This window comes from Neobacillus rhizophilus, assembly GCF_018343535.1.
GTDB classification, from domain to species: domain Bacteria; phylum Bacillota; class Bacilli; order Bacillales; family Cytobacillaceae; genus Neobacillus; species Neobacillus rhizophilus.
On sequence record NZ_JAGYPF010000009.1, the window covers coordinates 21046 to 32966 of the forward strand.

The window sequence follows — 11921 nt, forward strand, 5'->3', positions numbered from 1 at the left end:
CCTCCTTGAGTTTCGGAGTGCAAACAATTATTTGAAACGGTACGTAATTCTACCGCGCGTTAAGTCATATGGAGAAAGCTCAACAGTCACTTTGTCACCTGGCAGAATCCTGATAAAGTGCATGCGGATTTTCCCGGAAACGTGAGCCAGCACAGTATGACCATTTTCCAATTCTACCTTAAACATTGCATTTGGCAAAGTTTCAATGACTTTACCTTCAATTTCAATTACATCATCTTTGGCCACAGTCTCGTCCCCCTTCTCTTTAAAGAATTATCGTTCGTAAGACTAGTAATGTTAAGCGAGTCTTCTCGTTCGTACGTAGTTAGCAACCCTACAATTTTAACATATTGTTGTGTCTTTGTCCGCAAGTAATTTCTGCATAAAAGAAGAATAATTTCCTCAGTCATTCTTGCCCAACTATCGGTTCTGCATACCCGGTACAATAGAAAAGCCAGTTACTTGCACATACAAATGAATTCTATGAGAGAAAAGCGAGAGTCGCGTGCCAATTTGGAATGATGGGCATTAACGAAGACCCCGCAAAAGTTCTTCAATATCAGCAAATACTTTGTTAATATCCTGCTGACCATCAAGAGTACGCAAGTACCCTTTCTCTTCATAAAAAGATAATAATGGTTCTTGCTGTTTGATATTGACATCTAATCTATTTTGAACTGTTTCAGCGTTATCATCTGCTCTCTGATATAGCTCTCCGCCGCAACGGTCGCATACACCCTCTTTTGCAGGAGGATTGAATACTAGATGATAGGTTGATCCACATTCCTTACAGATACGGCGTCCAGTCAAACGCTCCATTAAAATGCTTTTATCAACATTTATATTGATTACGTAGTCGATTTTTTTATTTAAATCTACTAGTAAGTTTTCTAATGCATCTGCTTGAGGTACTGTTCTAGGAAAGCCATCAAGTAAAAAGCCATTTTGACAGTCTTCTTTACTTAACCGTTCACGAACGATGCCGATTGTTACTTCATCAGGAACAAGCTCACCTTTGTCCATGAATGATTTAGCTTTTAAACCCAGTTCAGTTCCTTCCTTCATTGCTGCACGGAACATATCTCCAGTTGAGATATGAGGGATGCGGTATTGTTCAACAATTTTTTCAGCCTGAGTGCCTTTACCTGCACCAGGTAGCCCCATTAATACTAAATTCACACATATTCCCCCTCGTGCTATATGTGAGGTTTATTGGGGCCCATTAAAGGGTCCCGCAAAACCCTTTTATTTAATAAATCCTTTATAGTGACGTTTAACTAATTGTGCTTCAAGCTGCTTATACGTTTCAAGTGCAACACCGACGACGATCAGCAAGCTTGTTCCGCCAATTTGTGCCGATTGTGGCAGATTCGCAATTTTAATAAATAAAACCGGAAGTACTGCAATAATAGCAAGGAAAATGGCACCGATAAAAGTCAACCGATATAGGACGCGTGTTAAATATTCCTGCGTGCTCTTACCAGGACGAATTCCAGGGATATAGCCGCTCTGCTTTTGTAAGTTTTCCGCTGCTTGTTCAGGGTTAACTTGAATAAAGGCATAAAAATAAGTAAACGCGATAATTAACGCTGCATAAAGTGTCATCCCGATTGGATGAGAATAATCAAACACTTTCATAATCCAAAGCGTTACATCATTCGTTGGAAAGAAGGATGCAATCGTTCTTGGCGTAACAATAAACGAAACGGCAAAGATGACAGGGATTACTCCAGCTGCATTTACTTTTAATGGCATATGGGTAGATTGGCCGCCCACCGGATTACGTCCGACTGCCATACGTTTCGCATATTGAATTGGAATTTTCCGTGTTGCCTGTTGGATGAAAATTACACCCACGATAATTGCAATTACTGCTAATGCAATTAGAACAACAGTCACAATACGTAAGAATAATTGCTCGCCGGCATTTTCAAACTGCTGAACATATATCTGATTTAGCACATTAGGGATACCTGCAGCAATACCTGCAAAGATGAGAATAGAAATACCATTACCAACACCTTTAGCGGTAATTTGCTCCCCTAACCACATTAAGAACGATGTACCGGCAGTCAGCACAACGGCAATTAATAAATACGTTCCAATTCCAGGGTTTTCAATCAATTGTCCTTGGGACAAATTGTTAAAGCCGTATGACATACCTAATGCTTGGATAAACCCAAGCACGACGGTGAAATATCGAGTGAATTGGGCAATCTTCCGGCGCCCTGCTTCACCTTGCTTTGACCACTCCGTAAACTTTGGAACAACGTCCATCTGCAGGAGCTGTATAATAATTGAAGCAGTGATGTAAGGCATAATCCCCATTGCAAAAATAGAGAATTGCTTTAATGCGCCTCCGCCGAATGTATTTAAAACACCGAAGACACTTAGCTTATCTTGTGCAGCTAGTGCTTCAGCATTTACATTCGGAACTGGAATGAAAGTGCCGATTCGAAATACGACTAACATTAAAAGGGTGAATATGATCTTTCGACGTATATCACCCACGCGCATAAAATTGGAGATTGTCTGGAACATTAGATCACCTCAGTAGTTCCACCGGCAGCTTCGATCGCTTCCTTAGCAGCAGAGGAGAATTTATGAGCTTTAACTGTAAGCTTTTTCTCTACGTTCCCTTTAGCAAGAACCTTGATTCCTGCTTTTTCGTTACTTACCACACCTGATTCGATAAGAAGTTCTGGAGTAACTTCTGTACCTTCTTCAAAGCGGTTCAATGCATCAAGATTAACAACGGCATACTCTTTACGGTTGAAATTTGTGAAACCGCGTTTTGGTAAACGACGGAATAATGGTGTTTGACCACCTTCAAAACCGATACGGACACCGCCGCCTGAACGAGCATTTTGACCTTTATGACCTTTACCCGCAGTCTTACCTTGGCCAGATCCTATACCACGGCCTAAACGCTTACGCTCATGACGAGAACCTTCGGTAGGCTTTAATTCATGAAGTTTCATATTGGCACCTCCTTATGAAAGAAAACAATGAATTATTGTTCTTTTACTGTTACAAGGTGAGCAACTTTAGTAATCATACCGCGAATAGCAGCGTTATCTTGATGCTCAACTGTTTGATTTAATTTACGTAAACCTAGCGCTTTAACTGTTTCGCGTTGGTCTTGTGGACGACCGATTACGCTGCGGCTGAGGGTAACTAAAAGTTTATTCGCCATTTGATTTCCCTCCTTATCCTAACAGTTCTTCTACTGATTTACCACGTAATTTTGCTACGTCTTCAGCACGTTTTAGTTGTTTTAATCCTTCTACAGTAGCACGTACCATGTTAATTGGTGTGTTAGTCCCTAATGATTTTGATAGGATATCCTGAACACCTGCTAATTCTAGTACTGCACGAACAGGACCGCCGGCGATAACTCCTGTACCTTCAGAAGCAGGCTTTAGAAGTATTTCACCAGCACCAAAACGTCCAATTACTTGGTGAGGAACAGTTGTTCCAACCATTGGCACTTCTACTAAGTTTTTCTTTGCATCTTCGATAGCTTTGCGGATTGCATCAGGTACTTCCTGCGCTTTACCAGTACCGAAACCGACATGGCCGTTTTTATCTCCCACTACGACAAGTGCAGAGAAACGGAAGCGACGTCCACCTTTAACAACCTTCGCAACACGGTTAACCGTAACTACGCGTTCTTCAAGTTCAAGTTTGTTTGGATCAATGCGACGCATCTAATTTGTCCCTCCTTTGTCTATTAAAATTGTAAGCCGTTTTCGCGGGCAGCATCAGCTAATGCTTGAATACGTCCATGGTAAAGGTATCCTCCACGGTCAAATACGACTACAGAGACTCCTTTTTCTACCGCACGTTTAGCGACTAATTCTCCAACCTTTTGTGCAGCTTCAGTGTTGCTAGTTGACTCAAGGCTAAGTTCTTTATCTAATGTAGAAGCACTTGCTAAAGTAACTCCCTTAGTGTCATCGATTACCTGTGCATAAATATGCTGGTTAGAACGAAACACGTTTAGACGTGGACGAGCAGAGGTACCGCTAAGCTTCGCACGAACACGAGCGTGTCTTTTACGGCGAGTAGCGTTTTTATCTTGCTTCGTAATCATTTACGTCACTCCTTTCGTTTACTTATGCGGCATTACTTACCTGTTTTACCTTCTTTGCGACGAACAAATTCGCCTTCGTAACGGATTCCTTTGCCTTTATACGGCTCTGGAGGACGAACTTGACGGATATTTGCTGCTAATGCACCAACACGTTCTTTGTCAGTACCTTTTACAGTAATTTTTGTATTTGCAGGAACTTCGATTTCAAGGCCTGTTTCAGGTTCGATTTCAACTGGATGAGAGTATCCAACGTTTAGTACAAGCTTGGTACCTTGCTTTTGGGCACGGTAACCAACCCCGATCAACTCTAATTTCTTTTCGAAGCCTTTAGAAACACCTTCGACCATATTTGCGAGTACCGCACGAGTTGTACCGTGCAATGCGCGGTGTTCTTTCACATCTGATGGACGAGAGATGGTTACAAGATTCTCTTCAACATTGATTGTAATATCTGGATTAAAAGAACGAGAAAGCTCGCCTTTTGGTCCTTTAACAGTAACAGTGTTGTTGTTTACAGCAACTGTTACACCTGCTGGGATTTCAATAGGTTTTTTTCCTATGCGAGACATTTAGTGCACCTCCATTCATTCAAAAAATCTCTTACCAAACGTATGCTAAAACTTCTCCGCCGATTTGTTTAGCACGAGCTTCCTTATCAGTGATCACGCCTGTTGAAGTAGAAACTAGCGCAATACCAAGACCATTTAAAACACGCGGTACTTCGTTAGATTTTGCATAAACGCGAAGACCAGGCTTGCTTATACGCTTCAATCCAGTAATAACACGTTCGTTATTTGCACCGTATTTTAAGAAGATACGGATGATACCTTGTTTATTGTCTTCGATATATTCCACGTCACGGATGAAACCTTCACGCTTTAGAATTTCAGCGATTTCTTTTTTGATATTAGAAGCAGGTACTTCTAATTTCTCGTGACGCACCATATTCGCATTACGAATGCGAGTGAGCAAATCAGCAATTGGATCTGTCATGACCATTGTTTTTTACCTCCTTCCACAAACTCTAGTTTTACCAGCTAGCTTTTTTAACACCAGGAATTTGTCCTTTGTATGCTAATTCACGGAAACAAATACGGCAAAGCTTAAATTTACGATATACAGAGTGTGGACGGCCACAGCGTTCGCAGCGTGTGTACTCTTGTACTTTGTATTTAGGCGTGCGCTTTTGTTTCGCAATCATTGACTTCTTAGCCACGTTTTCGCCTCCTTATTTAGCGATTACTTTTGGAACGGCATTCCGACTTGAGTTAACAATTCACGAGACTCTTCATCGGAATTTGCAGTTGTTACGATAACGATATCCATACCACGAACCTTACTTACCTTATCGTAATCAATCTCAGGGAAAATTAGCTGTTCTTTAATACCCAATGTGTAGTTGCCGCGACCATCAAATGCTTTTTTAGAAACACCACGGAAGTCACGTACACGTGGTAAGGAAACAGAAACTAACTTATCAAGGAATTGATACATACGCTCACCGCGAAGAGTGACTTTTGCACCAATCGGCATTCCCTCACGAAGACGGAAACCAGCGATAGACTTTTTCGCACGAGTTACTAAAGGCTTCTGACCAGTGATCATTGCTAATTCTTCAACTGCATTATCAAGGGCTTTAGCATTTTGAACTGCGTCACCAACACCCATGTTTATAACGATTTTTTCAATCTTAGGTACTTGCATAATGGATTTATAGTTGAACTTGCTCATAAGAGCAGGAGTGATTTCTTTTACATACTTTTCTTTTAGGCGGTTCATTGAGTGTACCTCCCTTCTTCTTTAGACTATTTATCTAATAATTCACCGGATTTTGCTACTCGGACTTTTTTGCCATCAACCGATTTGTAACCTACACGTGTAGGGTTACCTGTTTTAGGATCGATAGGCATTACATTTGATACATGAATTGGAGCCTCGAAGCTGATAATGCCGCCCTGTGGGTTTGCTTGTGAAGGTTTAGCGTGTTTTTTCACGATGTTCACGCCTTCTACAAGAACACGGCTTTCTTTAGGATAAGCAGCCAGGATTGTACCTGTCTTGCCTTTATCCTTACCAGAGATGACTCTGACCTTATCACCTTTTTTTACATGCATCCGTAAGCACCTCCTTAAAGGCAATTGGAATTTATAATTATAGTACTTCTGGAGCTAGAGAAACAATTTTCATAAAGTTATTGTCGCGAAGTTCGCGGGCAACTGGTCCAAAGATACGAGTTCCACGTGGGCTCTTATCTTCTTTTACAATTACACATGCATTTTCATCAAAACGGATGTAGGAACCGTCAGGACGGCGGACACCGCTCTTTGTACGAACAACAACAGCCTTAACAACATCACCTTTTTTAACAACGCCACCAGGTGTTGCTTGTTTCACTGTACAAACGATAATATCGCCGATGTTAGCCGTTTTGCGGCCAGAACCACCAAGAACTTTAATGGTAAGCACTTCACGAGCACCAGAGTTGTCAGCAACTTTCAAACGTGATTCTTGTTGAATCATGTGTGTAACCTCCCTTCGGAAAAACTATCTCCGAACAATTAAATAATAACTGCTTTTTCTACTACTTCAACTAAACGGAAGCGTTTTGTAGCTGAAAGCGGGCGAGTTTCCATAATACGTACGATGTCGCCAACTTTTGCTTGGTTTTGCTCATCATGAGCTTTGTACTTTTTTGAGTACTTTACGCGTTTACCGTAAAGGGGATGCTTTTTGTATGTTTCGACAAGAACAGTTACAGTCTTATCCATTTTGTCAGAAACAACGCGTCCAGTGTAAACCTTGCGCTGGTTACGTTCACTCATCACTCGTGAACCTCCTCTCGGATTTTACTTATTAACGCTGATTTCTCTCTCGCGAATCACAGTTTTCATGCGAGCGAGCGATTTGCGTACTTCACGGATACGAGCTGTATTTTCAAGTTGTCCAGTCGCCAATTGAAAGCGAAGGTTGAAAAGCTCTTCTTTTAAAGATTTTACTTTTTGTTCAATTTCAGCAGTGGTAAGGTCACGAATTTCATTAGCTTTCATTTGATTCACCACCAATTTCTTCACGTTTTACAAACTTGCACTTTACAGGAAGTTTGTGTGCTGCAAGACGAAGAGCTTCACGGGCAATTTCCTCAGAAACGCCGGCAATTTCAAACATGATTTTTCCTGGCTTAACTACTGCCACCCAGCCTTCAGGTGAACCTTTACCGGAACCCATCCGTACTTCTAGAGGCTTTGCAGTAAATGGCTTGTGAGGGAAAATCTTAATCCAAACTTTACCGCCACGTTTCATATAACGAGTCATCGCACGACGAGCAGCTTCGATTTGACGGTTTGTTACCCAGGAAGCTTCCATTGATTGCAGACCGAATTCACCGAATGATACTTCAGTACCGCCTTTTGCGTTTCCACGCATGTTACCACGATGTTGACGGCGGAATTTTACGCGTTTTGGCAATAACATGATTATTTGCCTCCTTCCCCAGTTTTCTTCTTAGTAGGAAGGATCTCTCCACGATAGATCCATACTTTTACACCAAGTTTACCGTAAGTAGTATCTGCTTCTGCTGTAGCATAGTCGATATCAGCGCGAAGTGTATGAAGTGGAACAGTTCCTTCGCTGTAATGTTCTGAACGAGCGATATCGGCACCACCAAGACGACCGGATACCATTGTTTTAATACCTTTTGCACCAGCACGCATAGCACGTTGAATTGCTTGCTTTTGTGCGCGGCGGAAAGATACGCGGTTTTCTAATTGACGAGCAATGTTTTCAGCAACTAACTTCGCATCAACATCAGCCTTCTTGATTTCAAGAATGTTGATATGAACGCGTTTGCCAGTTAATTGGTTTAATGCTTTACGAAGTGATTCCACTTCAGTACCGCCTTTACCGATTACCATACCAGGCTTCGCTGTATGGATTGTGACGTTAACACGGTTCGCAGCACGTTCGATTTCAACTTTAGACACAGAAGCATCTTTTAAGCGCTTCGTGATGTATTCACGAACCTTAATGTCTTCGTGTAAAAGATCAGCAAAGTCTTTACCTGCGTACCATTTAGATTCCCAATCACGGATGATTCCGATACGCAAACCGACTGGATTTACTTTTTGACCCACAGCTTATCCCTCCTTCTTCTCTGATAAAACGATTGTAATGTGACTTGTGCGCTTGTTGATTTGACTTGCACGGCCCATAGCGCGTGGACGGAAACGTTTTAGGGTTGGACCTTCATCAACGAATGCTTGGGATACAACCAAGTTATTTACGTCCATTTCATAATTGTGCTCAGCATTTGCCATAGCGGATTTTAAAACCTTTTCAACAACTGGAGAAGCAGCCTTCGGAGTCAGATTTAAAATCGCCACCGCTTCACCAACTTGCTTTCCTCGAATTAAATCGACGACTAAGCGGACTTTACGAGGAGCAATACGGACTGTTCTTGCAACAGCTTTAGCTTGCATTGGGATGCCCTCCTCTCTTAACGTCTTGTTTTCTTATCATCGTTACCATGACCTTTGTAAGCACGTGTTGGAGCGAATTCTCCAAGCTTGTGTCCTACCATGTCTTCAGTAACATACACAGGCACATGTTTACGGCCATCATAAACGGCGATCGTATGACCGATAAATTGTGGGAAAATCGTAGAACGACGAGACCAAGTTTTAATCACTTGCTTCTTATCGGATTCATTTAACTTTTCAACCTTAACCATTAAATGATCATCAACGAATGGTCCTTTTTTTAAGCTGCGACCCATGAATGAACCTCCCTTCGTGAGTGGTCTACGGCTCTGTCTTTGAACCGTAGTTCAATCACGTTATTTTTTACGACGACGAATAATAAGTTTGTCGGATTTGTTTTTCTTCTTGCGAGTTTTGTAACCAAGAGTCGGTTTGCCCCAAGGAGTCATTGGAGACTTACGTCCGATTGGTGAACGTCCTTCACCACCACCGTGTGGGTGATCGTTAGGGTTCATAACAGATCCGCGGACAGTTGGGCGCTTGCCTAACCAGCGAGAACGACCAGCTTTACCAATTTTAATAAGTTCATGCTGTTCGTTTCCTACTTGACCGATAGATGCACGGCATTCAGAAAGAATCATGCGTGTTTCACCAGAAGTTAAACGTACAAGTACGTATTTACCTTCTTTACCAAGTACTTGAGCGCTTGTTCCAGCAGAACGAACTAACTGGCCGCCTTTACCTGGTTTTAATTCGATGTTGTGTACTACTGTACCAACAGGAATATTTGCTAATGGAAGTGAGTTACCTACTTTAATATCTGCCTCAGGGCCCGACATTACTTCCATGCCTACTTCAAGATTTTTTGGAGCTAAGATATAACGCTTTTCACCATCAGCATAGTTGATTAGTGCAATGTTTGCAGAACGGTTTGGATCGTATTCGATAGTGGCAACGCGTCCAGGAATGCCATCTTTGTTACGTTTAAAGTCGATTAAACGATATTGACGCTTATGGCCGCCACCTTGATGACGAACAGTTAACTTACCTTGGTTGTTACGGCCGCCTTTGCTCTTTAAAGGAGCTAAAAGTGATTTTTCAGGTGTGCTTGTTGTGATTTCAGCGAAATCAGAAACAGTCATCCCACGACGTCCGTTAGAGGTAGGTTTGTACTTTTTAATCGCCATTTTATTTCCCTCCTCTTATATTAGATTTTAGCTTTCAAAGAATTCGATTTCTTTGCTGTCAGCAGTTAGTTTAACGATTGCCTTGCGGCGTTTGTTTGTGTAACCGCCAAATTTACCCATACGCTTGAACTTACCTTTGTAGTTCATGATGTTGACTTTATCAACTTCTACGCCAAAGATTTCTTCGACAGCATCTTTAACTTGAGTTTTATTAGCCTTAACATCTACTTCAAAAGTATATTTCTTTTCAGCCATTAGGTCAGTAGAACGTTCAGTGATAACGGGGCGCTTAATGATATCGCGTGCATCCATTATGCAAGCACCTCCTCTACTTTTTCAACCGCTGCTTTTGTCATGATTAATTTATCATGATTTACAACGTCTAATACGTTGATTCCATCAGCAGTTACAACTGTCACACCAGGAATGTTGCGAGCAGATAATGCTACGTTTTCATCAAGGTCAGCTGTAACGATTAATGCTTTTTTCTCAACAGAAAGACCATTTAAAACAGCTTTGAAGTCTTTTGTTTTTGGTGCATCGAAAGCTAAGCTTTCAAGTACTAACACTTTTTCTTCTAGAACTTTAGAAGATAATGCAGATTTGATTGCTAAACGACGAACTTTTTTCGGTAATTTATAGCTGTAGCTGCGTGGTTGTGGACCAAATACAGTACCACCTCCGCGCCATTGTGGAGAACGGATAGACCCTTGACGAGCACGACCTGTTCCCTTTTGGCGCCATGGTTTACGACCACCGCCGGCTACCTCAGAACGATTTTTAACTTTATGAGTTCCCTGACGTAAAGAAGCTCTTTGCATAATGATCGCTTCAAATAATACGTGTTGGTTAGGTTCAATACCAAATACGGATTCGTTTAACTCGATTTCACCAACTTGTGAACCGCTTTGGTTAAATAATGCTACTTTCGGCATTCCTATGTTCCTCCTTTCTTATGAAGTGATTATGCTTTAACCGCACCTTTGATTTTTAGTAATGCTTTTTTCGCACCTGGAACGTTACCTTTGATTAAAAGAAGATTACGCTCAGTGTCAACCTTAACGACTTCAAGGTTTTGAACAGTAACTTGCTCTCCGCCCATACGTCCAGGTAATAATTTACCTTTGAATACACGGTTTGGAGCAACTGGTCCCATTGAACCAGGACGACGATGGTAACGAGAGCCGTGAGCCATTGGGCCGCGAGATTGTCCGTGGCGCTTGATAGAGCCTTGGAAACCTTTACCCTTTGAGATTCCTGTTACATCTACTAAATCGCCTGCAGCGAAAATATCAACATTGACTTCTTGACCAACTTCATAGCCTGCTAAGTCATCTCCGCGGAATTCGCGAACGAAGCGCTTAGGAGCAGTATTCGCTTTTGCAACATGTCCCTTTTCAGGTTTGTTAGCTAACTTTTCACGTTTATCTTCGAAACCCACCTGAATAGCCTCGTAGCCATCAGTTTCCGCAGATTTCTTTTGAAGAATAACGTTTGGAGCTACCTCAACTACTGTTACAGGAATTAAGTTTCCGTTCTCAGCAAATACTTGAGTCATACCAATCTTTCTTCCTAAGATTCCTTTGGTCATGTAAGTCACACCTCCTAATTTTGTATAAATTTATTTGATTATAATTTGATTTCGATATCTACACCGGATGGTAAATCTAATCTCATTAATGCATCAACTGTTTGTGGAGTTGGATTAACGATGTCGATTAGACGCTTATGTGTCCGCATTTCAAATTGCTCACGAGAATCTTTGTACTTGTGAACCGCACGAAGAATCGTATATACAGATTTTTCAGTTGGAAGCGGAATCGGACCAGACACTGCTGCACCTGAACGTTTTGCTGTTTCAACGATTTTTTCTGCAGATTGATCAAGGATTCTGTGATCATATGCTTTTAAGCGGATACGAATTTTTTGTTTTGCCATTATTTTCCCTCCTTTATTCGCCTATTTTTAAAATAGACATTTCTCAGTGAGAATTTCCCTAACACAGCGCCATGGCAAAGCGGCCGGGTGTGTCAGCAACCTCTCACATCATCGCAGTCAAAGACCAACATTGTCTATTATACATAAAACATAAAGCAAACGCAACATTTATTACGATTTTTTTTAGTCTTATGTCCTAAACACTTTTATTATTATAACGGCTGA

General features: G+C 41.5%; 24 protein-coding genes. All 24 read right to left on the reverse strand.

Annotated elements, in window-relative coordinates:
- Positions 1–27: 27 nt before the first annotated feature.
- Positions 28–246: a translation initiation factor IF-1 gene (infA, locus tag KHA99_RS29525; protein ID WP_007085268.1), complete on the reverse strand. Its 219-nt coding sequence runs from the start codon at positions 244–246 to the stop codon at positions 28–30.
- A gap of 282 nt (positions 247–528) precedes the next feature.
- Positions 529–1179 carry an adenylate kinase gene (locus tag KHA99_RS29530; RefSeq protein ID WP_213121066.1) on the reverse strand — a complete coding sequence of 217 codons (651 nt, stop codon included), beginning with the start codon at positions 1177–1179 and terminating at the stop codon, positions 529–531.
- A 66-nt stretch (positions 1180–1245) separates the two neighbouring features.
- A complete protein-coding gene (gene secY / locus KHA99_RS29535; RefSeq protein WP_213121067.1) occupies positions 1246–2541 on the reverse strand; it encodes a preprotein translocase subunit SecY in 1296 nt (431 codons plus the stop codon).
- A complete protein-coding gene (rplO, locus tag KHA99_RS29540) occupies positions 2541–2981 on the reverse strand; it encodes a 50S ribosomal protein L15 (protein WP_213121068.1) in 441 nt (146 codons plus the stop codon). The genes secY and rplO overlap by 1 nt, the downstream gene beginning before the upstream one ends.
- 32 nt (positions 2982–3013) lie before the next feature.
- Positions 3014–3196, reverse strand: a complete 183-nt coding sequence (gene rpmD / locus KHA99_RS29545) for a 50S ribosomal protein L30 (protein WP_213121069.1) — start codon at positions 3194–3196, stop codon at positions 3014–3016.
- 13 nt (positions 3197–3209) lie between these two features.
- Positions 3210–3710 (reverse strand): 30S ribosomal protein S5, encoded by a 501-nt coding sequence (rpsE, locus tag KHA99_RS29550; protein WP_213121070.1) that lies wholly within the window; start codon positions 3708–3710, stop codon positions 3210–3212.
- 23 nt (positions 3711–3733) lie between these two features.
- Entirely contained in the window at positions 3734–4096 is a 363-nt protein-coding gene (gene rplR, locus KHA99_RS29555) for a 50S ribosomal protein L18 (protein ID WP_213121071.1), read from the reverse strand.
- Between the two features lie 32 nt (positions 4097–4128).
- A complete protein-coding gene (gene rplF / locus KHA99_RS29560) occupies positions 4129–4665 on the reverse strand; it encodes a 50S ribosomal protein L6 (protein WP_213121072.1) in 537 nt (178 codons plus the stop codon).
- A gap of 31 nt (positions 4666–4696) precedes the next feature.
- A complete protein-coding gene (gene rpsH, locus KHA99_RS29565; protein WP_213121073.1) occupies positions 4697–5095 on the reverse strand; it encodes a 30S ribosomal protein S8 in 399 nt (132 codons plus the stop codon).
- Positions 5096–5126: 31 nt separating this feature from the next.
- The gene (gene rpsN, locus KHA99_RS29570; protein ID WP_009499044.1) at positions 5127–5312 is read right to left on the reverse strand and encodes a 30S ribosomal protein S14; all 186 of its coding nucleotides are present in this window, start codon (positions 5310–5312) and stop codon (positions 5127–5129) included.
- 23 nt (positions 5313–5335) lie between these two features.
- Positions 5336–5875 (reverse strand): 50S ribosomal protein L5, encoded by a 540-nt coding sequence (rplE, locus tag KHA99_RS29575; protein WP_213121074.1) that lies wholly within the window; start codon positions 5873–5875, stop codon positions 5336–5338.
- Positions 5876–5901: 26 nt separating this feature from the next.
- Positions 5902–6210 carry a 50S ribosomal protein L24 gene (rplX, locus tag KHA99_RS29580; RefSeq protein WP_213121075.1) on the reverse strand — a complete coding sequence of 103 codons (309 nt, stop codon included), beginning with the start codon at positions 6208–6210 and terminating at the stop codon, positions 5902–5904.
- A 37-nt stretch (positions 6211–6247) separates the two neighbouring features.
- A complete protein-coding gene (rplN, locus tag KHA99_RS29585; protein ID WP_038538479.1) occupies positions 6248–6616 on the reverse strand; it encodes a 50S ribosomal protein L14 in 369 nt (122 codons plus the stop codon).
- 38 nt (positions 6617–6654) lie between these two features.
- Positions 6655–6918: a 30S ribosomal protein S17 gene (rpsQ, locus tag KHA99_RS29590; protein ID WP_066321295.1), complete on the reverse strand. Its 264-nt coding sequence runs from the start codon at positions 6916–6918 to the stop codon at positions 6655–6657.
- A 24-nt stretch (positions 6919–6942) separates the two neighbouring features.
- Positions 6943–7143, reverse strand: a complete 201-nt coding sequence (gene rpmC, locus KHA99_RS29595; RefSeq protein ID WP_213121076.1) for a 50S ribosomal protein L29 — start codon at positions 7141–7143, stop codon at positions 6943–6945.
- Positions 7133–7567: a 50S ribosomal protein L16 gene (gene rplP, locus KHA99_RS29600; RefSeq protein ID WP_213121077.1), complete on the reverse strand. Its 435-nt coding sequence runs from the start codon at positions 7565–7567 to the stop codon at positions 7133–7135. The genes rpmC and rplP overlap by 11 nt, the downstream gene beginning before the upstream one ends.
- A gap of 2 nt (positions 7568–7569) precedes the next feature.
- On the reverse strand, positions 7570–8226 hold the full coding sequence (gene rpsC / locus KHA99_RS29605) for a 30S ribosomal protein S3 (RefSeq protein WP_213121078.1): 657 nt from the start codon (positions 8224–8226) through the stop codon (positions 7570–7572).
- A 3-nt stretch (positions 8227–8229) separates the two neighbouring features.
- Positions 8230–8571 carry a 50S ribosomal protein L22 gene (gene rplV, locus KHA99_RS29610; protein ID WP_213121079.1) on the reverse strand — a complete coding sequence of 114 codons (342 nt, stop codon included), beginning with the start codon at positions 8569–8571 and terminating at the stop codon, positions 8230–8232.
- Positions 8572–8588: 17 nt separating this feature from the next.
- Positions 8589–8867, reverse strand: a complete 279-nt coding sequence (gene rpsS / locus KHA99_RS29615; RefSeq protein WP_213121080.1) for a 30S ribosomal protein S19 — start codon at positions 8865–8867, stop codon at positions 8589–8591.
- A 60-nt stretch (positions 8868–8927) separates the two neighbouring features.
- Positions 8928–9758, reverse strand: coding sequence for a 50S ribosomal protein L2 (gene rplB / locus KHA99_RS29620; protein WP_213121081.1), 831 nt, complete (start codon positions 9756–9758; stop codon positions 8928–8930).
- Between the two features lie 27 nt (positions 9759–9785).
- Positions 9786–10070, reverse strand: coding sequence for a 50S ribosomal protein L23 (gene rplW, locus KHA99_RS29625; RefSeq protein WP_249367016.1), 285 nt, complete (start codon positions 10068–10070; stop codon positions 9786–9788).
- A complete protein-coding gene (gene rplD, locus KHA99_RS29630) occupies positions 10070–10693 on the reverse strand; it encodes a 50S ribosomal protein L4 (RefSeq protein WP_213121082.1) in 624 nt (207 codons plus the stop codon). Before rplD ends, rplW begins: the two co-directional genes overlap by 1 nt.
- A 29-nt stretch (positions 10694–10722) precedes the next feature.
- Positions 10723–11349 carry a 50S ribosomal protein L3 gene (gene rplC / locus KHA99_RS29635; RefSeq protein ID WP_213121083.1) on the reverse strand — a complete coding sequence of 209 codons (627 nt, stop codon included), beginning with the start codon at positions 11347–11349 and terminating at the stop codon, positions 10723–10725.
- Positions 11350–11387: 38 nt separating this feature from the next.
- Positions 11388–11696 (reverse strand): 30S ribosomal protein S10, encoded by a 309-nt coding sequence (gene rpsJ / locus KHA99_RS29640; protein ID WP_007085291.1) that lies wholly within the window; start codon positions 11694–11696, stop codon positions 11388–11390.
- Positions 11697–11921: the final 225 nt, after the last annotated feature.

Bases quoted from the DNA above. Each gene is read 5' to 3' on its own strand.
- rpmD (WP_213121069.1), bottom strand. From the start codon at position 3,196: ATGGCGAATAAACTTTTAGTTACCCTCAGCCGCAGCGTAATCGGTCGT.
- rplV (WP_213121079.1), bottom strand. From the start codon at position 8,571: ATGCAAGCTAAAGCTGTTGCAAGAACAGTCCGTATTGCTCCTCGTAAA.
- rplX (WP_213121075.1), bottom strand. From the start codon at position 6,210: ATGCATGTAAAAAAAGGTGATAAGGTCAGAGTCATCTCTGGTAAGGAT.
- rplW (WP_249367016.1), bottom strand. From the start codon at position 10,070: ATGGATGCACGCGATATCATTAAGCGCCCCGTTATCACTGAACGTTCT.
- rpsQ (WP_066321295.1), bottom strand. From the start codon at position 6,918: ATGAGTGAACGTAACCAGCGCAAGGTTTACACTGGACGCGTTGTTTCT.
- rplB (WP_213121081.1), bottom strand. From the start codon at position 9,758: ATGGCGATTAAAAAGTACAAACCTACCTCTAACGGACGTCGTGGGATG.
- rplE (WP_213121074.1), bottom strand. From the start codon at position 5,875: ATGAACCGCCTAAAAGAAAAGTATGTAAAAGAAATCACTCCTGCTCTT.
- rplD (WP_213121082.1), bottom strand. From the start codon at position 10,693: ATGCCGAAAGTAGCATTATTTAACCAAAGCGGTTCACAAGTTGGTGAA.
- rplC (WP_213121083.1), bottom strand. From the start codon at position 11,349: ATGACCAAAGGAATCTTAGGAAGAAAGATTGGTATGACTCAAGTATTT.
- rplF (WP_213121072.1), bottom strand. From the start codon at position 4,665: ATGTCTCGCATAGGAAAAAAACCTATTGAAATCCCAGCAGGTGTAACA.
- rpmC (WP_213121076.1), bottom strand. From the start codon at position 7,143: ATGAAAGCTAATGAAATTCGTGACCTTACCACTGCTGAAATTGAACAA.
- rplN (WP_038538479.1), bottom strand. From the start codon at position 6,616: ATGATTCAACAAGAATCACGTTTGAAAGTTGCTGACAACTCTGGTGCT.
- rplO (WP_213121068.1), bottom strand. From the start codon at position 2,981: ATGAAACTTCATGAATTAAAGCCTACCGAAGGTTCTCGTCATGAGCGT.
- rpsS (WP_213121080.1), bottom strand. From the start codon at position 8,867: ATGGGTCGCAGCTTAAAAAAAGGACCATTCGTTGATGATCATTTAATG.
- rplP (WP_213121077.1), bottom strand. From the start codon at position 7,567: ATGTTATTGCCAAAACGCGTAAAATTCCGCCGTCAACATCGTGGTAAC.
- rpsJ (WP_007085291.1), bottom strand. From the start codon at position 11,696: ATGGCAAAACAAAAAATTCGTATCCGCTTAAAAGCATATGATCACAGA.
- rpsE (WP_213121070.1), bottom strand. From the start codon at position 3,710: ATGCGTCGCATTGATCCAAACAAACTTGAACTTGAAGAACGCGTAGTT.
- secY (WP_213121067.1), bottom strand. From the start codon at position 2,541: ATGTTCCAGACAATCTCCAATTTTATGCGCGTGGGTGATATACGTCGA.
- rplR (WP_213121071.1), bottom strand. From the start codon at position 4,096: ATGATTACGAAGCAAGATAAAAACGCTACTCGCCGTAAAAGACACGCT.
- rpsH (WP_213121073.1), bottom strand. From the start codon at position 5,095: ATGGTCATGACAGATCCAATTGCTGATTTGCTCACTCGCATTCGTAAT.